This window comes from Pseudomonas sp. LBUM1660 (genome assembly GCF_059695935.1).
This window is the reverse complement of sequence record NZ_CP166795.1, coordinates 1,623,560-1,647,343: the sequence shown is the minus strand read 5'-3', so window position 1 is coordinate 1,647,343 and position 23,784 is coordinate 1,623,560. Positions and strand designations below refer to the sequence as shown.

At 58.5% G+C, this 23,784-nt stretch carries 23 protein-coding genes and 1 tRNA gene; 14 read left to right on the top strand and 10 right to left on the bottom strand.

Annotated elements, in window-relative coordinates; all coding sequences use genetic code 11:
- The first annotated feature begins 199 nt into the window (after positions 1-199).
- The 9 genes from uca to ACA068_RS07710 all read left to right on the top strand — a co-directional run bounded on the left by uca (position 200) and on the right by ACA068_RS07710 (position 10,658).
- Entirely contained in the window at positions 200-3,841 is a 3,642-nt protein-coding gene (gene uca, locus ACA068_RS07750) for an urea carboxylase (protein WP_497308888.1), read from the top strand.
- Between the two features lie 24 nt (positions 3,842-3,865).
- Positions 3,866-5,638, top strand: a complete 1,773-nt coding sequence (atzF, locus tag ACA068_RS07745) for an allophanate hydrolase (RefSeq protein WP_497308886.1) — start codon at positions 3,866-3,868, stop codon at positions 5,636-5,638.
- A 206-nt stretch (positions 5,639-5,844) separates the two neighbouring features.
- On the top strand, positions 5,845-7,332 hold the full coding sequence (locus tag ACA068_RS07740; protein ID WP_497308884.1) for a sensor domain-containing diguanylate cyclase: 1,488 nt from the start codon (positions 5,845-5,847) through the stop codon (positions 7,330-7,332).
- Positions 7,333-7,338: 6 nt separating this feature from the next.
- Complete coding sequence (locus ACA068_RS07735; protein ID WP_497308882.1) at positions 7,339-7,533, top strand: cysteine-rich CWC family protein; 195 nt, start codon at positions 7,339-7,341, stop codon at positions 7,531-7,533.
- Positions 7,534-7,590: 57 nt separating this feature from the next.
- Complete coding sequence (locus ACA068_RS07730) at positions 7,591-8,283, top strand: pseudouridine synthase (protein ID WP_497308880.1); 693 nt, start codon at positions 7,591-7,593, stop codon at positions 8,281-8,283.
- 313 nt (positions 8,284-8,596) lie between these two features.
- Positions 8,597-9,481: an alpha/beta fold hydrolase gene (locus tag ACA068_RS07725; RefSeq protein ID WP_497308878.1), complete on the top strand. Its 885-nt coding sequence runs from the start codon at positions 8,597-8,599 to the stop codon at positions 9,479-9,481.
- 161 nt (positions 9,482-9,642) lie between these two features.
- Positions 9,643-9,716 (top strand) — tRNA-Gly (locus ACA068_RS07720).
- A 280-nt stretch (positions 9,717-9,996) separates the two neighbouring features.
- Positions 9,997-10,299, top strand: coding sequence for a type II toxin-antitoxin system HigB family toxin (locus tag ACA068_RS07715; RefSeq protein WP_497308876.1), 303 nt, complete (start codon positions 9,997-9,999; stop codon positions 10,297-10,299).
- Positions 10,299-10,658 (top strand): helix-turn-helix domain-containing protein, encoded by a 360-nt coding sequence (locus tag ACA068_RS07710; RefSeq protein WP_010462431.1) that lies wholly within the window; start codon positions 10,299-10,301, stop codon positions 10,656-10,658. The genes ACA068_RS07715 and ACA068_RS07710 overlap by 1 nt, the downstream gene beginning before the upstream one ends.
- Positions 10,659-10,802: 144 nt before the next feature.
- Here the strand turns inward: ACA068_RS07710 and ACA068_RS07705 are convergent, their stop codons facing one another.
- Positions 10,803-11,024 carry a DUF6500 family protein gene (locus tag ACA068_RS07705; RefSeq protein WP_497308874.1) on the bottom strand — a complete coding sequence of 74 codons (222 nt, stop codon included), beginning with the start codon at positions 11,022-11,024 and terminating at the stop codon, positions 10,803-10,805.
- Positions 11,025-11,430: 406 nt separating this feature from the next.
- Between ACA068_RS07705 and ACA068_RS07700 the strand changes: the two genes are divergently transcribed.
- Both ACA068_RS07700 and ACA068_RS07695 read left to right on the top strand, forming a co-directional pair.
- On the top strand, positions 11,431-11,694 hold the full coding sequence (locus ACA068_RS07700) for a short-chain dehydrogenase (protein ID WP_497308872.1): 264 nt from the start codon (positions 11,431-11,433) through the stop codon (positions 11,692-11,694).
- A 433-nt stretch (positions 11,695-12,127) separates the two neighbouring features.
- Entirely contained in the window at positions 12,128-12,856 is a 729-nt protein-coding gene (locus ACA068_RS07695; protein ID WP_497308870.1) for a class I SAM-dependent methyltransferase, read from the top strand.
- A gap of 261 nt (positions 12,857-13,117) precedes the next feature.
- Here the strand turns inward: ACA068_RS07695 and tam are convergent, their stop codons facing one another.
- Both tam and ACA068_RS07685 read right to left on the bottom strand, forming a co-directional pair.
- Positions 13,118-13,888 (bottom strand): trans-aconitate 2-methyltransferase, encoded by a 771-nt coding sequence (gene tam / locus ACA068_RS07690; RefSeq protein ID WP_497308868.1) that lies wholly within the window; start codon positions 13,886-13,888, stop codon positions 13,118-13,120.
- 128 nt (positions 13,889-14,016) lie between these two features.
- A complete protein-coding gene (locus tag ACA068_RS07685) occupies positions 14,017-15,102 on the bottom strand; it encodes a type I restriction endonuclease (protein WP_497308866.1) in 1,086 nt (361 codons plus the stop codon).
- 224 nt (positions 15,103-15,326) lie between these two features.
- On the opposite strand from ACA068_RS07685, the gene ACA068_RS07680 reads away from it, so the two are divergent.
- Positions 15,327-15,737, top strand: a complete 411-nt coding sequence (locus ACA068_RS07680) for a low affinity iron permease family protein (protein WP_497308864.1) — start codon at positions 15,327-15,329, stop codon at positions 15,735-15,737.
- 64 nt (positions 15,738-15,801) lie between these two features.
- Here ACA068_RS07680 and ACA068_RS07675 read toward each other — a convergent pair whose 3' ends face one another.
- The 6 genes from ACA068_RS07675 to ACA068_RS07650 all read right to left on the bottom strand — a co-directional run bounded on the left by ACA068_RS07675 (position 15,802) and on the right by ACA068_RS07650 (position 19,949).
- On the bottom strand, positions 15,802-16,305 hold the full coding sequence (locus ACA068_RS07675) for a DUF4142 domain-containing protein (protein WP_497308862.1): 504 nt from the start codon (positions 16,303-16,305) through the stop codon (positions 15,802-15,804).
- Positions 16,306-16,380: 75 nt separating this feature from the next.
- Entirely contained in the window at positions 16,381-16,539 is a 159-nt protein-coding gene (locus tag ACA068_RS07670; RefSeq protein ID WP_010462447.1) for a KGG domain-containing protein, read from the bottom strand.
- Positions 16,540-16,656: 117 nt separating this feature from the next.
- The gene (locus ACA068_RS07665; protein ID WP_497308860.1) at positions 16,657-18,006 is read right to left on the bottom strand and encodes a sensor domain-containing protein; all 1,350 of its coding nucleotides are present in this window, start codon (positions 18,004-18,006) and stop codon (positions 16,657-16,659) included.
- Positions 18,007-18,085: 79 nt separating this feature from the next.
- Complete coding sequence (locus ACA068_RS07660; protein WP_497308858.1) at positions 18,086-18,730, bottom strand: LysE family translocator; 645 nt, start codon at positions 18,728-18,730, stop codon at positions 18,086-18,088.
- 43 nt (positions 18,731-18,773) lie between these two features.
- Positions 18,774-19,211, bottom strand: coding sequence for a fosfomycin resistance glutathione transferase (gene fos, locus ACA068_RS07655; RefSeq protein WP_497308856.1), 438 nt, complete (start codon positions 19,209-19,211; stop codon positions 18,774-18,776).
- 3 nt (positions 19,212-19,214) lie between these two features.
- Positions 19,215-19,949 carry a PA3715 family protein gene (locus tag ACA068_RS07650; RefSeq protein ID WP_497308854.1) on the bottom strand — a complete coding sequence of 245 codons (735 nt, stop codon included), beginning with the start codon at positions 19,947-19,949 and terminating at the stop codon, positions 19,215-19,217.
- A 262-nt stretch (positions 19,950-20,211) separates the two neighbouring features.
- On the opposite strand from ACA068_RS07650, the gene ACA068_RS07645 reads away from it, so the two are divergent.
- The gene (locus ACA068_RS07645) at positions 20,212-21,378 is read left to right on the top strand and encodes a multidrug effflux MFS transporter (RefSeq protein ID WP_497308852.1); all 1,167 of its coding nucleotides are present in this window, start codon (positions 20,212-20,214) and stop codon (positions 21,376-21,378) included.
- On the opposite strand, the gene yiaY is transcribed toward ACA068_RS07645, so the two are convergent.
- The gene (gene yiaY / locus ACA068_RS07640) at positions 21,375-22,523 is read right to left on the bottom strand and encodes an L-threonine dehydrogenase (RefSeq protein ID WP_497308850.1); all 1,149 of its coding nucleotides are present in this window, start codon (positions 22,521-22,523) and stop codon (positions 21,375-21,377) included. The two genes, ACA068_RS07645 and yiaY, sit on opposite strands and share 4 nt — an antisense overlap.
- Positions 22,524-22,680: 157 nt before the next feature.
- Between yiaY and ACA068_RS07635 the strand changes: the two genes are divergently transcribed.
- Positions 22,681-23,700, top strand: coding sequence for a DUF4917 family protein (locus ACA068_RS07635; RefSeq protein ID WP_497308848.1), 1,020 nt, complete (start codon positions 22,681-22,683; stop codon positions 23,698-23,700).
- Positions 23,701-23,784: the final 84 nt, after the last annotated feature.

The following is a 23,784-nucleotide window of genomic DNA, read 5'->3' as shown; positions in this document are numbered from 1 at the left end:
CGAAGAGGCCGTCACATTCAAAATTGATGTCGACTGACACGCCGCCTTCGCGAGCAAGCCCGCTCCCACAGGGGTTGTGTGGTGGGTTTGAGTGAAGTGTTTTTGCTGTCGGGGACGACCCCGGCGCCTATCGAAAAACTGCGGGACGGCCCGCATCCCAGGTCGAGGCTGATGCGCTATCGCCTCCGGGGGTTATGCCATGTTCGAAAAAGTCCTGATTGCCAACCGTGGCGCCATTGCCTGCCGCATCCTGCGCACCCTGCGTGACGTGCAGGTCAAGGGCGTCGCCGTTTACTCCGAAGCGGATGCTGCCAGTTTGCACATCTTGCAGGCCGATGAAGCCCACAGCCTCGGTGACGGCGCAGCCGCCGGTACTTATCTGGCCGTCGATAAAATCCTTGCCATCGCCAAAGCCACTGGCGCCACGGCGATTCACCCCGGCTACGGTTTCCTCTCGGAAAACGCCGCATTCGCTGAAGCCTGCGAAGCCGCCGACATCGCCTTCATCGGCCCGACGCCGGAGCAACTGCGCGTGTTCGGCCTCAAGCACACCGCGCGCGCCCTGGCCAAGCAACACGGCGTACCGATGCTCGCAGGCACCGAACTGCTCGACAGCCTCGACGCGGCTCTGATTGCCGGTGAACAGGTCGGCTACCCGGTGATGCTCAAAAGCACTGCGGGCGGCGGTGGCATTGGCATGCGCGTGTGCCGCAGCGCAGCCGAGTTGAGCGAATCCTTCGAAGCGGTTAAACGCCTCGGCCAGAACAACTTCAGCGACGCTGGGGTGTTCATCGAGAAGTACATCCGGCGCGCCCGTCATCTGGAAGTCCAGGTGTTCGGCGACGGTCGCGGCGAAGTCATCGCCCTCGGCGTGCGCGACTGCTCGGTGCAGCGCCGCAACCAGAAAGTCCTAGAAGAAACCCCGGCGCCGAACCTGCCCGACGGCATGGCCGAAGCGCTCTGCGCGGCGGCGATCAAACTGGCGAAAGCAGTCAACTACCGCAGCGCCGGTACCGTGGAATTCGTCTTCGACAGCGAAGATCAGCGCTTCTACTTCTTGGAAGTGAACACCCGATTGCAGGTGGAGCACGGTGTCACCGAACAAGTGTGGGGCGTGGACCTGGTGCGCTGGATGGTAGAACTGGCGGCCGGTGACTTGCCGCCCTTGGGTGCGTTGAGCAAGGGCTTGAACGCCAGAGGTCATGCCATTCAGGCACGGCTCTACGCCGAAGATCCGGGCCGCGATTTTCAGCCGAGCCCAGGCTTGCTGACCGCCGTGAACTTCCCTGTCGCCGATGGCAAACACCTGCGCATCGACACCTGGGTCGAGGCCGGTTGCGAGATCCCGCCGTACTTCGACCCGATGATCGCCAAGGTCATCAGCTGGGCTCCGACCCGTGAAGAAGCGCGTGCCGATTTGCATCAAGCGTTGAGTGAAAGTCTGCTCTATGGCGTGGAAACCAACCGCGATTACCTGCGGCAAATTCTGCTCGATGCGCCGTTCGCCAGCGGCCAGCCGTGGACCCGTTGCCTGGAAGGTCTGGCCTATCAGGCCAACACCTTTGAAGTGCTCAGCGCCGGGACTCAGACCAGCGTTCAGGACTATCCCGGCCGTCTCGGTTACTGGGCAGTGGGCGTGCCGCCATCAGGGCCGATGGACAGTCGCGCGTTGCGGCTGGGCAATCTTTTGCTGGGGAATGACGAAGGCGCCGCGGCGCTGGAAATCACCATGAGCGGGCCGTTGCTGCGCTTCAACTGCGATGCCGTGGTGGCGGTGACCGGCGCGGTGATTCCATTGATGCTCAACGGCGAAACAGTGCCGATGAACACGGCGCTGCTGATTCCGGCTGGAGCCACGTTAAGCCTCGGCACAATTGCCGGTGCCGGCGCTCGCAGCTATCTGTGCCTGCGCGGCGGCTTGCTGGTGCCGGATTATCTGGGCAGCAAAAGTACGTTCACCCTTGGACAGTTTGGTGGGCATGGCGGTCGTGCGTTGCGGGCGGGTGATGTGTTGCACGTCCCTGCTTTGATTGATCGTAGCGTCGGTCAGCAAGTGGACCACGTCACCGAGTTACCTGTCGTGCGGCAAATTCGGGTGATCTATGGCCCGCATGGCGCTCCGGAGTATTTCACCGAAAACTACATCGGCACCTTCTTCGCGACCCAGTGGGAAGTGCATTTCAACTCCAGCCGCACCGGCGTGCGATTGATCGGGCCGAAGCCGGAATGGGTGCGTGCCGACGGGGGTGAAGCCGGGCTGCATCCGTCGAACATTCATGACAATCCGTATGCCATCGGCGCGGTGGATTTCACCGGGGACATGCCGGTGATCCTGGGGCCTGATGGTCCGAGCCTGGGCGGGTTTGTCTGCCCGGTGACGGTGATTGAAGCGGACCTTTGGCAGCTTGGGCAACTGAAGGCCGGAGACAAAGTCCAGTTTCTCCCCGTCGATCTAAAAACCGCCCGCACACTCGCCTTGAAATGGAATTCCCCCTGTAGGAGTGAGCCTGCTCGCGATGGCGACAGTACAGCCAACATTGATGTGAATGACACACCGCTATCGCGAGCAGGCTCACTCCTACAAGGGGTTGTGTCGCCTGTGGTGTTGGATTTGGGTCAGGACGATACGCGTCTGGTTGCGAGGTTATCGGGGGATACTCACCTGCTGCTGGAAATCGGAGCACCCGAGCTGGATCTGGTCCTGCGCTTCCGCGCTCACGCCCTGATGCAAGCCCTGGAAAGCAAAACCCTGCACGGTGTCATCGACCTCACCCCGGGCATCCGCTCGCTGCAAATCCACTATCAACCCGAGCAACTGCCGCTGGCCGATCTGCTCGGCATTGTCGCCGGTGAATGGGACGCCGTGTGCGCCGCCAAAGACTTGCAAGTGCCGTCGCGCATCGTGCATTTGCCGCTGTCCTGGGACGACCCGGCCTGTCAGTTGGCGATCGAGAAATACATGACCACCGTGCGCAAGGACGCACCGTGGTGCCCGAGTAATCTGGAGTTCATCCGCCGCATCAATGACCTGCCGAACCTCGACGAAGTGCAGCGCACGGTCTTTGATGCAAGCTATCTGGTGATGGGCCTGGGCGACGTTTACCTCGGCGCACCCGTCGCCACCCCGCTCGATCCGCGCCATCGCCTGGTCACCACCAAGTACAACCCGGCCCGCACCTGGACTGCGGAAAACTCGGTGGGCATCGGTGGCGCCTACATGTGCGTGTACGGCATGGAAGGCCCTGGCGGTTATCAGTTTGTCGGTCGCACGTTGCAGATGTGGAACCGTTATCGCGAAGTCGCCGCGTTCGACGGCAAACCGTGGCTGCTACGCTTTTTCGACCAGATCCGTTTCTACCCGGTGAGCGCCGAGGAACTGCTGCGCATCCGCCGGGACTTCCCGCTCGGGCGCTTCGAACTGAACATCGAACACAGCCAGTTGAACCTCGCGGATTACCAGGCCTTCCTGACGAAAGAGGCCGAGACCATCGACGCGTTTCGCGATCAGCAAAAAGGCGCATTCAACGCCGAGCGCGAGCGCTGGATCGCCAGCGGCCAGGCGCATTTCGACAGCGAGGAACCGGCCCCCGAAACCACCGAAGACGCACCGCTCGCCAGCAATGAAATGAGCGTCGACAGCCACATCGCCGGCAACCTCTGGCAGGTTCAGGTGGAGACCGGCAGTCGGGTCGCCGCTGGTGATGTGCTGGTGATTCTGGAGTCGATGAAGATGGAAATTCCGCTGCTCGCACCCATGGCCGGCGTGGTGCGCGAGGTCCGCGTGCAACCGGGTTCGGCGGTGCGCGCCGGACAGCGCGTCGTGGTGCTGGAACTCGACTGAACCCATTTGAAAAAGGATCAAGCCATGAACATCAATCTGCAACTCGATGCCCTGCGCAACGCTTATCGCATCGGCAACATCACGCCCCGTCAATTGCTGCTGGGCCTGCGTGATAAAGGCGCAGCGCTCAACCCGGATTATCACCTGTTCATCCATTTGCTCAGTGTTGAAGAACTGGAACCGTACCTCGCCGCACTCGACGGTCGCGACCTCGAGAGCCTGCCGCTGTACGGCGTGCCCTTCGCGATCAAGGACAATATCGACCTGGCGGGTATTCCGACCACGGGGGCGTGCCCGGCGTTTGCCTATGTGCCGCAGCGTTCGGCGACCATCGTCGAGCAGTTGCTGGCGCTGGGCGCGATACCGCTGGGCAAGACCAATCTTGATCAGTTCGCGACCGGGCTGAACGGTAGCCGCTCGCCCTATGGCGCGTGCCCGAACAGCGTATTGCCGGAGTATCCGTCGGGCGGTTCCAGCGCTGGATCTTCGCTGGCGGTGGCGCTGGGCGTGGCGAGTTTTTCATTGGGTACGGACACGGCGGGTTCCGGGCGCGTGCCAGCGGCACTGAACAATCTGGTCGGATTGAAAGCCACCAAAGGGCTGATCTCGACGGCGGGTGTGGTGCCGGCCTGTCGCACGCTCGATTGCGTGACGACGTTCACCGCAACGGCTCGGGAGGCCAGCCAGTTGCTGGCGCTGACGGCGCACCTCGATCCGCGAGATGAATACAGCCGCAGCAACCCGTTGTGGAATGACGGCTCGGCGTTCGGCACGCCGCGTCCTTTCCGTTTCGGCGTACCGCGTGCGCAGGACCTGGAATTCTTCGGCTGCCCTGAAGGCCCGTTGTTGTTCGGTGATGCCATCGATCGGCTCAAGGCATTGGGGGGTGAAGAGGTGGAACTGGATCTGACGCCGTTCCTCGAAGCGGCGCGTTTGCTCTATGAAGGGCCGTGGGTGGCCGAGCGATACAGCGTGGCCGGCGAGTTGATGGAGCAACATCCCGAAGCCGTGTTGCCGGTGATTCGCGCGGTACTGGCCAAGGCACCGGCGGTGACGGGCGTGCACACATTCCGCGCCCAGTATCGGCTGCAAGCCTTGAAAGCGCTGTGCGATCAAGCGCTGGAAAATCTTGATTGTGTCGTTACCCCCACCATTGGCCGCCCCGTTACGTTGGCGGAACTGGACGCCGAACCGGTCCTGCGTAATTCGGAACTGGGTTACTACACCAACTTCATGAACCTGCTCGATTACGCGGCTGTCGCCGTGCCCAGCGGTTTCATGGGCAACGGTTTGCCGTGGGGTGTGACCGTGTTTGGCCGGGCGTTTACCGATCAGTATTTGTTGGGGGTGGCGGATGCTTTGCAGCGCTGCTCGGCTGAGCCTGCACCGACGACGGTCGCTCGCCATGATCGCGCACGACTGGTGGTGTGCGGCGCGCATCTGGACGGGTTGGCGTTGAACTGGCAATTGAGGAAGCGCGGGGCTCGGCTGGTCGAGACGACTTGCAGTTCGCCTGACTATCAGCTGTATGCGTTGGCCGGTGGCCCGCCGTTTCGTCCGGGGATGGTGCGGGTGAAGGATGGTGGCGTGGCGATCGCGGTGGAGGTTTGGGAGTTGCCGAGCACTGAGTTGGGCTCGTTTCTGACCGGGATTCCGGCGCCGCTGGGGTTGGGCAAGGTGCAACTGGCGGACGGGCGTTGGGAGAGTGGGTTTATTTGTGAGGGGTACGGGTTGGAGGGGGCCGCCAATATCAGTCATCTCGGCGGATGGCGCGCGTATCTGCAATCCCTGGCTTAACGGCAAGAACCTGCTCGCGATGGCGGTGCATCAGTCGACATCAATTTTGAATGTGCTGCAGCCATCGCGAGCAGGCTCACTCCCACAAGGTCCGGGTACAATCTTCGAGGGACGTGGGAGCCATCATTCGCGCTGCACATAGAGCAGTCATTTTCCCGCAGTGCCATTAGAATGCGTGCCATCGGGTCACTGCCAACGGGATCGTCATGCCGCTTCGCTCGCCGCTGTATTCGCAACGTTCGTTGGTCCTTACGCTTATTGCGTTGCTGGGCGCAGGCTTTCTCGCGACCTCCTTCCTGAGTTACTACGCCTCGCGAGCCTCCATCCGCGACAGCATCGTCAACACCGAGCTGCCGCTGACCTCGGACACGGTCTACTCGGAAATCCAGAAAGACCTCGTCAGACCGATCCTGATTTCCTCGATGATGTCCCGCGACACCTTCATGCGGGACTGGGTGGTAAACGGCGAGCAAGACCCCGAGAAAATGACCCGCTACCTCAACGAGGTCATGACCCACTACGGCGCCTACACGGCATTTTTTGTCTCCAACACCAGCCTCACCTACTACCACGCCAAGGGCGTCCTCAAACAGGTCAAGTCCACGGAACCTCGCGATGCCTGGTATTTCCGCGTCCGCGACATGGCCGATCCCTACGAGATCAATGTCGACCCCGACCTTGCCAACAAGGACAACCAGACCTTCTTCATCAACTACAAGGTCTACGACTACAACAACCGTTTCATCGGCGCCGCCGGCGTTGGGCTGACGGTCGATGCGGTGATCAAGCTGATCGACAAATACCAGCAGCGTTACCAGCGCAGCGTGTACTTCGTCGACAACTTCGGCCGCCTGGTGCTGACCGGTGCCGAGGGCGGCCCGCAAGGCGCGCACATCGGCCAGAAGCTCGGCGAACTCGACAACATGAAGGACCTGGTCAGCCAGCTGCCCAAACCCCACAGCGGCAGCTACGAATATTCCGTCCACGGCCAGGGACATTTCCTCAACGTGCGGTTCATTCCCGAGCTGAACTGGTACCTGTTTGTCGACAAGCGCGAAGACGGCGCCCTCAGCGAAATCCGCCAGTCGCTGTACCTCAACCTGCTGATCTGCCTGCTCGTCACGCTGATCGTGCTGGCCTTGCTCAACCGCGTGATCAAGCGCTACCAGGGCAAGATCCAGGCGCAAGCGACGCTCGACAGCCTGACCGAACTGCCGAATCGTCGTGGTTTCGACCTCTTGGCGGCACAAGCCATGCTCGAAGCCGAGCGCGAGCCCAAGCCGCTGACCGCGTTATTGCTGGATCTGGACCACTTCAAGGTCTTGAACGACACCTACGGTCACCTGGCCGGCGATCAGGTGCTGATCGGCTTCGCGCGGGATCTGGAGAGTTGCCTGCGGCACTCCGACATCGTCTGCCGCTGGGGGGGAGAAGAGTTCATCGTGTTGCTCAAGGACACCGACGGTGAGACAGGTCTGATGATCGCCGAGAAAATTCGTCAACATGTCGAGCAACAGCGTTATGCCTACGACAACAAGGAACTGCAGCTGACAGTGAGCATCGGCCTCACCACCTTGCAGGTCGATGAAACCTTGCACACCCTGCTCTCCCGGGCCGATCATGCGATGTACCGGGCCAAACAGGCCGGCCGAAACCGAACCTGCGTGGAAATGCCTCACTCCCGTTATGAATAATTCTGCATGAACAAGCCTGACCAATGCCCCGCCTGCGGCGCCTCCAACGCCTGCACCCTCGCCGACCCGCGCACCATCGATCAGGCGTGCTGGTGCTTTGGCGTCAGTATCGACCCGGCGGTGCTCGAAGCGCTGCCGGCAGAACTGCGCGACAAATCCTGCCTGTGCCCGCGTTGCGCCGAGGTCGAGGCGCAGTTGTAAGCAACCGCCCGGCCGATCACGTAAGATACGCGGCCCTTTTCCGACTGATCCCCAGCCATGCGCGTTGACCGTTTCCTCAGCAACCTGCCGCGCTTCAACCGTAAGCAGGTGCGCCTGTTGCTGGTGGAAAAGCGCGTTCGTGTCGACGGAAAAATCGTCAGCGACCCGCATGCCGAAGTACTCGAGTTCAGCCGCGTCGAGGTCGATGACGAAGTCCTGCAGGTCGGCAAACCTGCACGCTACTTCATGCTGCACAAACCGCCCGGCTGCGTCAGCGCCACCCGCGACCCGGAGCACCCGACCGTGCTCGACCTGATCCATGAGCCGGACCGCGATGACCTGCACATCGCCGGTCGCCTGGATTTCAACACCACCGGCTTGATGCTGATCACCAACGACGGCAGCTGGTCGCGGCGCCTGACCCAACCGCAGACCAAACTGCCCAAGGTCTATTACGTCGAGACCGAGCAGGAGATTGGCCCGCAATACGCATTGAAATTTGCCGAAGGTCTGTACTTCGCGTTCGAAGACCTCACCACACAACCGGCCGAACTGATCGTGCTCGGGCCGAAAGCGGCGCGTCTGAGCATCATCGAAGGCCGGTATCACCAGGTGAAGCGGATGTTCGGCCACTTCGACAACAAAGTATTGAGCCTGCACCGCGAAAGCATGGGCCCGCTGGTGCTCGATAACGCGCTAAAACCGGGCGAGTACCGCGCATTGCGCACCGAAGAGATCCATTTGATCTAAGCAGCCTACCGCTCAGCAGAAGTTGTCGAACAATTTACGAATGACACTTGCGCGAAGACGTGACCCCTGCTTGAATCAGGACGTCGGCCGAAATGTGACCGACGAGTCACAACATACTTCTAAGAAACTTTTTGCCGGTTAGAGAACCCTCAGGTTCCGCCTCAGACCGGCAGACTGCCCGCCAATAACAATACCCGTCGACCGGACTGCACTGGATCGACATGGGCCTCCAAATTTCAGGCGTATGCCTACCTGTCACAAAGCTCGTGCAATCTCATTTGCGCGCATACCCGCTTGCTTGGAGTCTGATGACATGAGGCCAGAAATCGCTGTGCTGGATATACAGGGTCAGTATCGGGTTTACACGGAGTTCTATCGCGCAGACGCCGCAGAGAAGACCATCATCCTGGTCAACGGCTCGATGGCCACGACTGCGTCGTTTGCACAAACCGTGAAAAATCTTCATCCGCAGTTCAATGTGGTCTGCTACGACCAGCCCTACGCGGGCAAGTCAAAAGCGCACAACCTGCATGAGAAATTGCTGACCAAGGAAGTCGAAGGGCAGATCCTCCTGGAGTTGATCGACCACTTCGCCGCCGAACACGTGCTGTCGTTTTCCTGGGGCGGCGCCGCGACCCTGGTCGCCCTGGCCCACCAGCCACGGCGCATCGAAAAAGCCGTGATCAGCTCGTTCTCCCCGGAGATCAACGCGCACATGCTCGATTACCTAGAGCGCGGCATTGATTACCTCGGCAGTCGGGATGGGGATCGGGTCGGCAACTTGGTAAACAGCACCATCGGCAAACACTTGCCGACGCTGTTCAAGCGCTTCAACTATCGCCACGTAAGCTCCTTGGCCGAGCATGAATACGGGCAGATGCACTTCCACATCAGCGACCTGCTGCACAGTGATCGCCAGTGCTTCCTCAAAGCCGCAGAAAAAATCAACGTGCCGGTGCTATTCATGAACGGCGAATGGGACGAATACACCGCCGCCGATGGCGCCCGGTTGTTCGCCAACCATGTGCAAAACGCCACGTTCAGCACCCTTCAGGCCACCGGCCACTTTCTCGACATGGAGCACAAAGCTGCCTGCCGAGACAGCCGCAACGCACTGCTGGGCTTCCTGAAACCGGCGCAACACGCCAGCCGACCGCGTTACCACTACGTCCAGGACCAACATGCATTGGCCATCTGAAACAGCGTCATCGCGAGCACGCTTCGCCCTACAGTGTTGAATGCATTCCTGTAGGCGCGAGGCTTGCCCGTGATAGACCGTTTCACCTGCGCCAAACGCATCGCACACAAAGAAAAACTTCATTTCCACGCGCACATCTGGTACAAAGTCAGCCGCTCTGAGCGGGTGTCGTATAATGGCATTACTCCAGCTTCCCAAGCTGATAACGAGGGTTCGATTCCCTTCACCCGCTCCAATCGAATTTTTGTCTCACGTTGATTTTTGACGGGGGATGCAGGTAAAGAAAAAACCGGCCTTGATGGCCGGTTTTTTTGTGTCTGGGGTTTGTGTTTCGAAGGCGGAAATTAACGTTTTCGCGCAAAACCGGTGTTTTGTTAGCGTTTTTCTTGCCTCATTAACAGATTTCATCATTGCAAGTTGGTTTCAAACCCCTTGCGAACCATTGCGGCATGGCACAGTGACGTTGCATCTCTCTTGAGCGAAGACCACTATCTCCCAAAACGGGAGGATGTGCGGTGCGTGTGATTGCAAAAGGGACCTCGCGGGAATTCTGGGAAAGCAGTCCGGCTTACACTGACGCCGAAACACCGCTTGTTGAATGGTATCGACATATGGAAAAAGCCATTTATCGCACGCCACAAGAGGTCAAGGCGGAGCTGAGAACGGCGAGCATCCTCAAGGGCGGCAGGGTTGTATTCAACATCGGCGGCAACAAATATCGAGTGATTCTGGCAATCGACTATCTGCGACAGCTTGGTTTCATACGATTCGTCGGCACCCACGCCCAATATGATCAGATCAACGCGGAGACCGTGTAATGGACATTAAACCGATTCGCAGCCAGGAAGATCTGACCGCTGCATTTGCTCGTATAGAGCAACTGTGGGGGGCAGACATTGGTTCGCCTGAAGGTGATGAGCTGGAAATTCTGGCGCTGCTCATCGAAAAGTACGAAGACGAGCATTACCCAATGCCGCCCTCCGATCCGATTGAGGCCATTAAATTTCGTATGGAACAGCAAGGGCTGACCCCTCGCGACCTGGAACCCTTCATTGGGACGAGCGGGCGCGTATCCGAAGTGCTGAACCGCAAGCGCAAACTGAGCTTGTCGATGATCAAACGTCTACACGACGGGTTGCGGATACCTTACGAAAGTTTGCTTGCGGGTGTTGCCTGACGTGCAGCCCTGACAAAAAACCGGTCCTTGATGGCCGGTTTTTTTCTGGGTGGGATTCAGGTGATTTTTCCTGCTGAGGATGTGGCAGAAATCTGCGTACAGGCGTAAATCATTGCCAGGACGGGACAGACTGCGCCAGTGCTCCTAGTCTTTCCGCTCTACCATCTGCTTTATTTTTACGGCCTTTTCAAAATGGTCGAGCTTGTGCTCAGCGATCCACCATTGGGCGGCTTCCATTAAAAGCACGGGATCATCATTTTTGTTTGCAAAGAAAGCGTAGAACGAGAGTCCGACAGTCGGCCCCTTCTGCTCCATTTTCTTGTTGCAAACCTCGATCATCTTTTGCCTCAAGCTTTCTCGCATCATTTCTCTCAATCCATTAATGGTCTCGGTCGCGGCCAAATTCAGTACCAATTGCCCATCTTTCGGGGCTTCTAGCGAAGCCGACTTTCAGAAAGGCAAGGTCCTACACGACGGTGGGAATTGTCCGTAGACTTGCGCATTGCTGTCCATTTGCATCGAGGCCTATAGTCGAGCCGGCGCCAAAATGGCGCTTCGGGTTTGGCGACTCGATCCAATGAACAAAAGCTTCCGAGCAGTTTTCGGATCGCTTTAAAGCACTTAGCTGCCTGCTTTTTGGTGGCTGTGCGCGGGAGACCTTCGGGTCTGCCGGGTTGTCCATTGTCCGGTTCGCCAACCTGCGTACAGCTGCCACCCTTTTCGTTTGGCGACGATTGAGTGGTAGACCTCTTAACCCAATGGAGCTCTACTCATGAACGAATACATGGCTTTAACCAGCAACGCCGACGATCTTCCCTCGCTCTACGTCAACACCACCCAACCCCTGCATTCACTGCTCAGCACCGCCAGTTACAGAATCAGGGCCGTGACGCAGATCCTCGAAAATCTCGCAATGCGAGGCGACATTACCACCGATACGGTAATCCTCAGCGACTTTGCACTGCTGTGCTGCGTGCCTTTGCGCGACGGTTGCGATGTGCTTGATGTCATTGCTCGACGCATGGATGCGGAATAGTTCTGACGTAAAATGGGGGCGCCGTTCTTGGCGCCCTTTGCGGGTCATGACCGGCTAACATTGGTCAGTAAAAGATCGCACGAGCGATGTATTACTGTGGCGAGGGAGCTTGCTCCCGCTGGGTCGCGAAGCGGCCCCAAAAAAAGGACTGCTGCGCAGCCCGACGGGAGCAAGCTCCCTTGCCACAGGTTCGGTGTCACGCTTAACTACCTGGCATTGTTATGGATCGCCGGTTTGTCATGAAATCGAGCTTACAAATCCCCAACGCTCAACCCGTTCCCCCTCCCCGCCCAACCCGCTAGCATCTCCCTATCTTCAACCACCCTCTTCCCTGCGCGGCCATCGACGAACACGCGCCATCACTCTCCGAGGGAACCCAATCGGCCGCACATCAGGTGCCGCCCGTGAACGATCTCAACCGAGCAACCCAAACATGAATCAAAACATCTACGACGACCCAGCATTTTTCCAGGGCTACAGCCAAATGCCCCGCTCCATTGGCGGCCTCGACGCAGCCCCTGAATGGCCTGCCCTAAAAGCAATGTTGCCACCCATGCAGGGCCTGAAGGTCGTAGACCTCGGCTGCGGTTACGGCTGGTTCTGCCGCTGGGCCAGTGAATCCGGCGCCGACAACGTGCTCGGTCTGGACGTCTCGGAAAAAATGCTGGAGCAGGCACGCAAGACGACGTCGACAACCAATATCCAGTACGCCCGCGCCGATCTGGAACAACTGGACCTTCCCGCAGCCAGTTTCGACCTCGTCTATAGCTCCCTGGCGCTGCACTACATCAAGGATCTCCCGGGCCTGTTCGCCAAAATCCAAACAGCCCTTAAACCCGGCTCACGCTTCGTATTTTCCATCGAACACCCGATCTTCATGGCTCCACGCAATCCTGGCTGGCTGATTGATGGCGAAGGAAACAAGCGCTGGCCGCTGGACAGTTATCAACGGGAAGGTGAGCGGGTGACGAACTGGCTGGCCGAAGGCGTGATCAAACAGCACCGCACCATCGGCACTTTGCTCAATACGCTGATTGGCGCAGGTTTCAGCATCCGGCATGTCAACGAATGGGGACCGACTGATGCTGAGGTGGCAGCACAACCGGCCCTGGCCGAAGAGCGGGAGCGACCGATGATGATGCTGGTCAGTGCCCAACGCTGAGTGTCGTGCCGGGTACTCGTATAGTTTGCGTATAGATGCCTGCAAGCCGGTAAAGAAGCCGTAGCGCTGCGGTGGGCCTGTCCGCAGATACTTTATGCTCCAGGCTCACCTACCACCTAGAGATCGACATGGACAATTCAGAGTTGGGGATCATGATCATTTCGATGATTGGGTTGTTCGGCTTTGCTTCGTTTATTTTTGAATACTTGAGTGCCAGACAAAGGGACAGATAGCGTTCGGCGTTATCCGTCCCTTTTTGCCCTAGCGCGTCGCGACGATGAACAAGCGCGGAAATGGCAACAGTACCGAACCATCGCTCAGTGCCGGATACGCTTGCTCAACTGCAGCTTGATACTGCTTGAGGTATTGCGCTTTTTCCGCCTCATCCAGCGGATCGAGAAACGGCCGCAAGCCGCTGCCCTTGAACCACTCGACCACACCCGAAGCGCCGCCCGCGAGCGGGTGATGGTAGGTGGTGCGCCACACGTCGACTCGCGCACAGTGCGGTCGCAGCATCGAGTAGTAATCGCTGGCACTCGCCATTTCCGTGCGTTGCCCGGCTGCGTCCGCCAATTTGCTGGCCCACGGCCCATCGGCAGCGACTTCACGCATCAGGCGATGGGACGGTTCGTTGAGGTTATCGGGCATCTGAATGGCCAGGCTGCCGCCATCGGTCAGTCGGGCGGCCAGCGAAGGCAGTAACGTCGCGTGGTCAGGCACCCACTGCAACACCGCGTTGGCGAAAATCACATCGAACGGCCCCGTTTCGTTCCAGGTATCGATGTCAGCCGTGTCGAATTGCACCTGAGGCAAGCGCTTGCGGGCGGCCTCGATCATATCGGTCGAACTGTCCAGGCCACGCACCGTGGCATCGGCGAAGCGCTCCACCAGCAACTCGGTCGAATTGCCGGGGCCGCAACCGATGTCGATGGCCGTGCGCGCATCCACCGGCGGAATCGCCGCGAGCAAATCACGGGCCGGGCGGGTGCGTTCATCTTCAAAAGCGACGTATTGTCTGGCGGACCAACTCATTGCGTTCTCCTGTCGGTGCGTTGTTGTGGCCAGCGGCGCACAACCGGTTCGCTACGATACCTCGATCGGCGCGCGCAGCCAAAAACAGGCCTCAAGGGCCGGTTTCTTTTGCATACCAGTAAACGTGGTTAGTCGTAGTACCCAACAGTCTTCTTCAAATGATCCGAGTACTCGTAGATATCGTCTATCGAGTTTATGGCGTGCCGCGTTTCGTTCTTCTCCTCATCAAAAATACCGATGTATTTTTGTGACCGATTGAAGTGCAGACGGCAGATCGGTTTGCGGTTGTTATCGTCGAGCAGAATACCGAAGTAACTCTGCGTGTCGCGCTGAACAATCCGCTTGGCATCTACAACTGACCGAACCACGGCACGGACGATATGGTAGCCCTCCAGTTCTTCCAGCGTCGTCAGGACCTTGTCCTCTAACTCATCTCGCACATCCGGCTGCTCGGTACTGCCGGAAGAAACTGGCAAAGAGGCCAAGGCGGGTTGAATAGCACCGCTCATGGCCGACTTGAGTCTGTCGTTGATTTGGTCGTTTAGAAACTGAACGACGGCCTTTCTCGTTAGCTCATGGAACTGTTCACGGACCTTCTGTGTAATCACCCCGTCGTACACACGCGAGGCGAACACTTTCACAAAGTCGTCATCAGGTTTGCTGACCTGCGAAGCAATGACTTTTTTGATTTGGCTGACGTACTTCAATTCACCTGCGGCGCTGATGATCGAGTCCACATCGAAGGCTGATTTAGTGAGCTTGACCAACTCTGGGACGGAGTACTCGTCGATGTCCAACAGGTCGAGTTCAAGAAACGGCTTCTCATCCATCTTGTTGGGCGCGTCCAGGTCAGTGAAAAACTTGTAGACCTGACCGTTGGTCAGGATGGAGATTCGAGCACTGGTGACATGGAAGTAACGAAACAGTTGGGAGGCGTGATTTATGTGCAACGGCTCGCCTATTTTTTTGCACTCGATAAGAATCTGTACCTCTCCGCCTTTCATGATTGCGTAATCAATTTTTTCTCCCTTTTTCGTTCCGATATCGCAAACAAATTCAGGAGTCACTTCAGTCGGATCGAAAACATCGTAGCCCAGCACCGTGCTGATAAAGGGCATGACAAACGCGTTCTTGGTCGCTTCTTCCGTCTTGATTGCAGCGCCTTGCAAACGAACTTTGGCGGCTAGACTTGTGAGCTTTTCGAAGAATTCCATGAGTGACCTCTTAGCTGGGTTTCGATCCGTGGTTTGCATGCTGGCAAATTGACTGCTCTAGATACTAGACACAAACCGGCACAAAGAAAGATTCAGGCCAATAAAGGGGAAAGAAGAGGCGTGGCAGAAAACCGTTTTTTCATTGAACAGGGTCTTATTAAGTAGAATTTTCAACCCGCCGTCGCTGTCTGAAAATCAGGCGCATCCCTATAAGGAACACGGCAATGAAATTCGCAAAAATCTCGCAGAAACTCGCCCTGTGGGCCGGCAGTCCCAAGACGTTCATGGGGGCCTTGATTCTGATTGCGCTGTGGGGGATGAGCGGGCCGATTTTTGATTACAACGACACTTGGCAACTGATCATCAACACCTCAACTACGATCATCACGTTCCTGATGGTGTTTCTGATCCAGAACACGCAGAACCGCGACACCGACATCCTGCATTTGAAAATCGATGAGTTGCTGCGGGTAAACAAGGAAGCGCAGAACGCGATGCTGGGGCTTGAGGCACTGGACCTCAAGCAACTGGAGGCGCTGCGTAAACACTATCGCGCCATGGGCGAAAAAGAAGTGCATGGCCTGGCGGGGCTGGCGGCTTCGAGCAAGCGCAAACAGGATTTGAATGAGTGCTGAGCACAAACAAAACGGCGCGTGATGTGAATCACGCGCCGTTTGCCTTATCCGTCGTCAAACAGGGTTATCGACCGGCTTGAAGCGCCCTGGCCATTTGCAGATGGTTTTGCAATTTTGGCAGCGTTTCCTCAGCAAAGGCTTTGATTTCCGGCACGTCGGTTGTCTGAGCGACCTGTTGAAGCTGCTCGATGGCTTCCTGGGTCGTCTTCACCTGACTGGCGGTATACGCCTGGTCAAAGGATGTGCCGTCTTTCACTTCCGGCATCAAGGCTTTGGCCTTGTCGACCACTTCTTCGCGAGGGGCAACCGGCAAATCCAGTTGCTTGGCGATTTTCGCCAGGTGCTGGTTGGCGGTCGTGCGGTCATTAATGACCACGATGGTGTAGTCCTTGACCTCTTTGGATTCGGTTTTCTGGTGCGCCACGCGACTGGCTTCGATGTCGGCCATGCCTTTGGCCGACGCATCGTTGATGAATTCGGCGGGCGACTGGGCGAAGGCACTGTTGGCAAACAGGCCCAGTAACGTGACAAAACTAGCGGTGCGTAATCGGGTGGCCATCCGGCTCATGGTCGCGCCCTCCTTCTATAAAAATTCAAGCGGGAGCTTTCGCCCCCGCCTCTCAATCAAAACTACCCTCACCGACTACTTCGATTTCTGACCGCCTTTACGGCCCATATCGGGTTTCGCAGGGTCTTTATCGACAGTCGTGGTGGTAGTTTTCCCACCTTTGCGACCGGCTTCTGACGCCTTCGTTCGATCGTTGGCGAAGTTTCCCGAGTTCGAGTTTCTTGAGTTAGGCATGATTCTCTACCTCTTGGTGATGATCGCGGCGAGCAGGAGCCCGCATAGAATCTGAATTTCGATCACCGCAAAGGTTTAGAAAAAATGAAATCGCCGCGACGAACGGTGGCCGATTTTTCAGGCGCCGAGCCGCTGGTGATGTTGGCGCTTGGCCGCGTACATGGCCTCATCGGCATGCCGGAACAGCTGCTTTTCCTCGGTGCCGTGCTCGGGGTAATGCGCAACGCCAATACTCGGCTGGATGTTAACGCTGTGCCCGTCCAGGCGCAGGGGTTGCGCCAGCACTTGACGGATTTTTCCCGCGACGTTGTCAGCATCTTCCGACGCGTGGATGCTGTGCAACAACACTACAAACTCATCCCCACCGATGCGCGCCACCGTGTCGGTCTCGCGCACGCAGCCCTTGAGCCGATTGGCGACCGCTTGCAACAGCATGTCGCCGACCGCATGGCCGTGGGTGTCGTTGACTTCCTTGAAGCGGTCGAGGTCCACGTACAAAAGAGCCATTCGTCCGGAACCCGCTCGCGCCAGCGTGAGGGAGTCTTTGAGCCGGTCACGCAGCAACTCCCGGTTGGGCAGTTGGGTCAGTTGATCGTACTGCGCCATGCGCTGCAGTCGGGCATGTAATTGTTTACGCTCGATCGCGGTCGCGACCTGGGCGCAGACGAATTGCAGCAATTCCTTGTCTTGCTCGGTGTAGCGCTCGCCACCCGGTACACTTTTGACGATGAGCGCGCCGATGGTGCCATTTTGCGAACTCAGCGGAACACCCAGCCAGCAAGGCGACTCCTGCCCGGTGACCGGCAACTCAAACCCTTCTGGTAGAGGGTCCTGGTCCAGGCTCAGCAAAATCGGCTGGCCGCTGCGAATCACTTCGGCGCAGAGGCGCCCGGTCATGGTGCCGGGCTGCTCGGGTTGCAGTTCATGGTCGTCGACGTGGTACGGGAAATTCAGCTGCGCGCAATGTTCGTCATACAGTGCCACGGAGAAATTCAGCGCCGGCAGCCATTCGCCGATGATCAAATGGATGCGCTTGAACAACGCCAGCAAATCTTCCGCCGCGTGGGCCGCCTCGGAGATCGCGTACAACGCCGCTTGCCGGGACTCGGCCTGCTTGCGCTCGGTGATGTCCCGGGCCACGGCAATGCGCAACTGATCGACTTCAGACCAGCGCGCCGACCACAGGATATGCACCACCGCGCCGTCCTTGCGCAGGTAGCGGTTTTCGAAGTTGAGCTTGGGCTCGCCGCCTATGATCTCGCGCGCGGCGTCCAGGGTGCGCTGGCGATCTGCGGGATGCACCAGGTCGATCATCGGCTGGCCGATCAACTCGTTCGGGGTATAGCCGAAAATACGCTCGCAGGCCGCGCTGACAAATACGAAGCGACCTTGTTTATCGACCGCACAGACGGCGTCCAGCAAGAGATCGATGTAGCTCGCCAACGGCGCGGAATTTCTGGTTGCCATAGTGCGATGAGCGTATCCGGACAATGCAGCAATAAAGAACCCTCCCTGACCGATCAGTACAACTGACGCATCCGTGCGCTCAACCCCAAGCCTTGTTCGTCACCAGCCCCGGCAGCGCATGAGCGAGGGCGTTGATGGCGAAACCGATAAACATCACCCCGCATAACCGGGTGATCGCCAGTTCATGGCGCTGATACAAGGTGCGAACTTGCCGCGCACCGACGATGCCAATGAGGATAGCGTAGGCCATGAGGCCACCGACAAAGCTCAAGACAATCAACCACGGCAGCATTGACCAGTGCAGCAATTCCGCACGGCTGGACAGCAGCGCAGTGAACGTCGCCACCGCCACGGGGTAGGCCTTGGGATTGGTGAGGCCAAACAGAATGCCGTGCCAAAAGGGCTGGCGAGCCGGGCCTTGAGGGGCATCGGCGCTGCTGCGCTTCGCCCGTATGGCGCGCAAACCGAGCCAAAACAGGTACAGCCCGCTGAGCACGCCCAGCACATCAAACGCCGTGCTGCCGATTTCCCGTGCACCGACGATCGCAATCAGCGCCGTGCTGCACCAGACCACGTCCCCCAGCAAATGCCCACAGAGAAACCCCGCCCCGGCCCGTCGTCCCCGCGCCGCGCCAATCCCGAACACCGCCAATACGCCCGGCCCCGGTGTGATGCCATAAATAAAACCCGAGGTGAGAACAGCCATTAGCAGCGATGGGGTCATTGAAAGTCCGTTTAACTATTTGGTGAATGGGCGCAAGTCTATATCAGGTCCTGAGAATATCGACTGACTGATCGTCGAAGAACTTCATTCCCGCGTACGGGCGTTCACGGCAGGCTGCCAGCCGAGACGCCAGGTCTCCGACGTGGGCTTCAAGCTTGTGGCCATCCGGGTCGAGGAAATAGAAGGACGCGCCTTCGCTGCGGTTGTCGCGCCATTCTTGTACGTTGGCGGATCGCAGGCGTTCGACGAATAACGGGAAATTCGATGCGCTGATGGTGAAGGCGTAATGGGTGTAATCGGCAGCGGGTTCCGAGCTGCGCAGCGGATCAACAGACAGGCACAGCCACAAACCCGGCAGCGAAAGATAGGCGCCGGTGTCCCACGAGGCTTCAAGGCGCAGTTGCAGCAGCTCTTGATAGAACGCCACGCTGCGGTTCAGGTCGGTGACGGCCAGGGTCAGGTGGTTGAGGCCGGTGAGCATGGGTCATAAACCTTTGAGAGCTTCGGGGACTACATATTGTTTACCGTCGTAACGCAAAGTGGTTATCACGGGTTTTGCTGTCGTTGATCTGGATTCACATGCCTCGCCCTCACCGTTCCCAACCATAGTGGTAGATACCGATTTGACGATTAGGTCTGTGAAACCATGGGAGCTGGTTCTGCCGATTTCGACGGTGCGAACGACTTCCGAACGCTCACCGGCACAGTTGCCATCCCATTCGCCGCTGTATTGATAGGTGATCAACCGATCCATGACCGGACGCACCATTTCACCGTCTTTCACGTAGAGCGATAGCAACGTTTGATCGAATGGATTGATGCGTGATGAGCCTTTGAACAAAACTCGCACACCAAACGCGCGCAAATCGGAAGTGAGTTTGTATCGCGCGGTGTCGAGTTGCAGGTCGTCCAACGCAATCGCATCCGACTCAAAAACGGATGCGCGATGATACGTCGCCACGGGCTTCAACCCGTCAGTAGAAACCAAGGCAAGGTTGAGATCGTAAATCCCATCGCGGCCAGAGCTATCAGACGAAGGCCGGGACTCAAGTTGCGACAACGCGGTAATCGACAATCCCGGATAGGCTGGCCAGTCCTTGCACACTGAATATCCGAACTCGCTCGAAAGCGGCGGCTTTTCACATCTCGCCAGTGCTTCGCTGGTCACCAGGAAACTGCACACGACAGCACAACCGATCAATCCAGACCTCAATGTCATTTCCTTGCTCCTTATGCACTTATAGCGAGTGATTTCAGCCACGCACTATCCCCGGCTCGATGAATTCGCTCAATCAGTTGTTATGCCAGACGAAATTGAGGCTCATGGTGCTTTCTCCTGGCGGACTTCCTTTGGGTGTCCGATTGTTTTTGTTGTCTGGTTGAGAGGGTCGATGTCGCCCTGCTGAAAAAGTCGCGCCACTTGATGTAGCTTTACGCACCCACGACGGGGACGTCGGTTTCTGAAACACAAGGAAGACTCAATGAAGAGCAGCACCACGCTCCTCGTCACCTGCAGTACGGTGTTTCTCGCCCAACTGGGCATGAGCATTTACCTGCCGGCGCTGCCAGACATCGCCCGGGATCTGTCCGCCGACGCCTCTCAGGTGTCCTGGGGGTTGGCGGTGTACCTGATCGGAATGGCGCTGCCGATGTTGTTCTGGGGCAGCCTGGGTCAGCGCATTGGCCGAAAACCGGTGTTGCTCGCCGCACTCGGTATCTACGGGCTGGGTAACCTTGCCCTGCCCTTGGGCCAGACGCTTGAAACGTTCCTGTTCTGGCGACTGGTCCAGGGGATTGGCGCCAGCGGGATTTCGGTCATGGCGCGGGTACTGATCCGCGACAGTTTCCGCGGAGACCTGCTGGCCAAGGCACTGTCCTGGCTATCGATTTCTTTTGTAGTGGCGCTGGGGATCGGCCAGTACCTGGGGTCGATCATTCAGGTGGCGCTGGGCTGGCCGGCGATTTTTTATCTGTTGGGCGGCGTGAGCCTGTTGATGGCGATGGTGGTGGCGCGGGTCACGTTCACGGTGCTGAACGAGGAGCCTGTTCAGTCGTCCGCCTGGCCGAGCTACAGGCGCATTCTGCGTGATCGAGCCTTCCTGTTGCCGGCACTTGCCGGCGGCCTCGGTTATGGGGTGATCATTGCGTTCAACACCGCGGCGCCGCTGATTCTGCAAGGTCCCTTCAACTGGTCGGCCGTGGAATACGGGCTGTTGGGCTGGCCGATCAGCGCGGCGTATTTTCTGGGGGCGTTGGGGGTCAATGCTTTCGTGCTTCGCACCGGTCAACGCTGGCTGATGACCGTGGGCGTGGGCCTGGTATTGGGCGGCAGCGCGGTGATGTTGCTGGGGAGCATCGCGGGCACCTCCGTTGCGCTGCTGTTCTGGTTGCCGTACTGCTTTGCGGTGTTCGGGCAGTCTTTGAACTACCCGATCAGTCTATCCCTGGCCAACGACGGCTCACCGGTCGGTGGGGCTTATGCGATGGCGTTGAGCGGTTTCATTCACCAACTGATGGCCGCCATCATCGGCGCGATTGCCAGCCTGATCGCGAGCCAGCAAGCATGGCCACTGTCCCTGTTTTGCACCTTGCTGGCCTTGGGCGCGATGCTCTGCGTGATGCTCGCGCGCGGTCGTCAAACCTATTAAAACGCGTTGCGGAAAATCTCCTCGATCTGGCGCTGATCCGCCACCCGTGGATTGGTCAGGCCGCAGGCGTCTTTCAGCGCATTGGTGGCGAGCGTCGGGATGTCGTTGAGCTTGGCCCCAAGTTCACGTAAACCGGTGGGAATCTCCACGTCGCGGGACAGACTGCGGATCGCCATGATCGCCGCTTGAGCGCCTTCTTCCGAGCTTAAGCCGCGGATATCGGCGCCCATTGCGTGGGCGACATCGGTCAGGCGCGGGGCGCACACCAGCGCATTGAAACTCTGCACATGGGGCAGCAGCACCGCGTTGCACACGCCGTGCGGCAAGTCGTAGAAGCCGCCCAACTGGTGAGCCATCGCGTGGACATAACCCAGGGATGCGTTATTGAACGCCATGCCGGCGAGGAACTGCGCGTAGGCCATATTTTCCCGTGCGGCCATGTCGCTACCGTCGCGCACGGCCAGGCGCAGGTTGCTGCTGATCAAGGTGATGGCTTTCAGTGCGCAGGCATCGGTGATCGGATTGGCTGCGGTGGACACATAGGCTTCGATGGCATGAGTCAGCGCGTCCATGCCGGTGGCGGCGGTCAGGCCCTTGGGCATGGCGACCATCAGCGCCGGGTCATTGACCGACAGCAGCGGCGTGACGTTGCGGTCGACGATGGCCATTTTCACGTGGCGCGATTCGTCGGTAATGATGCAAAAGCGGGTCATTTCGCTGGCCGTGCCGGCGGTGGTATTGATCGCGATCAGCGGCAGTTGCGGCTGGGTCGATCGGTCGACGCCTTCGTAGTCGCGGATCTGCCCACCGTTGGTCGCACATAACGCGATGCCCTTGGCACAGTCATGGGGCGAACCGCCTCCGAGCGACACCACGAAATCACAGCGACTTTCCTTGAGCAGGCCCAGGCCGCGCTCGACGTTGGCCATGCTCGGATTCGGTTTGGCGCCGTCGAAGATCACCGAGTCGATGTCCTGCATCGCCAGTTTTTCAGCAATCATCTTCGCCACACCGGCCTTGGCCAGCCCGACGTCGGTGACGATCAGCGCCTTGCGAAAGCCGTACTTGCGAATGGCGTCCATGGCTTCGTCGAGGCATCCGTTGCCCATAATGTTTACGGAAGGGATGAAAAACGTGCTGCTCATGGGCGACTCTCCTGGCTGGGGCCGAATCGGCAGCGCCGATCCAGCGGGTACCCACAGGATCGACCTTTCGGTTACGCCGTAACTTGATCTGGCTCAAGTCCCCGTCGTGATAAAGTCGCCGCCCATCAGACCACTTGCTTTGAGACTTTGAATCGCAATGACCGATTTCCAGGATGTTGATGCCCAACTTGAAGACTGGAACGCCTTGCGCGCCACCGCCTCGTTCAGCGGCTTGCTGGTGGGCAACGGCGCCAGCCGTGCAGTGTGGGACGACTTCGGCTACGACTCGCTGTTCGAAAACGCCCGCACCGTCGAAGAAAAACCCCTGAGCCAGTCTGAGCTGAGCGTGTTTGACGCGATGCAGACGCGCAGTTTCGAACAGGTGCTGAGTGCGCTGAAAACCACCAGCCGGGTCAACAAGGCCCTGGCCGTCAGCTCCGCCGCGCCGCGCAATCGTTACTACGCGATCAAGGAAGCGCTGATCAACACGGTTCACGCGGTGCACATCCCATGGCGACTGGTGGTGCCGTCGACCCTGGCCGCCATCAGTCAGGAGCTCGGCCGCTATCGAACGGTGTTCACCACCAATTACGACTTGCTCAACTACTGGGCAATCCAGCATCAGCCTGATGCCATCACCGATCTGTTCCAGGGTGCAGAACCGGGTTTTGATCTGAGCGTCACGGCGACCGACAAAACCCGTTTGCTGTACCTGCACGGTGGCCTGCATCTGGTGCGCAATCAGGACGGCACGGCGCGCAAGCTGATGTCGACCGAGGGCACGTTGCTGGGCAGTTTTGCGATCAACAACACCATCAAGACGCTGGACGATGTGCCGCTGTTCATCAACGAAGGGCCGGCGCAGGACAAGCTCAAGACCATTCGCAGCTCGGATTATCTGTCGTTTTGCTACGACCAGTTACTGAGCCATGGCGATGGGTTGTGCCTGTTCGGGCATGCCCTGGGCGAGCAGGACAGCCACATCATCCATGCGTTGCGCCAAGCGAAACCGAAGGTGGTGGCGATCTCGATTTACCCGCGCAGCAAGGCGTTTATCCAGCATCAGAAGCGGCATTACGCGAAGGTGTTTGAGGGGACGGGGTCAGAATTGCGGTTTTTTGATTCGAAGACCCATGCGCTCGGCAGCCCGAAGCTCACAGTTCCCGTCGAGGTCTGAAGCGAACACCGAACCTGTGGCGAGGGAGCTTGCTCCCGCTGGGCTGCGAAGCGGCCCCTGCATTTTTTCAGAGAAAACGCATTG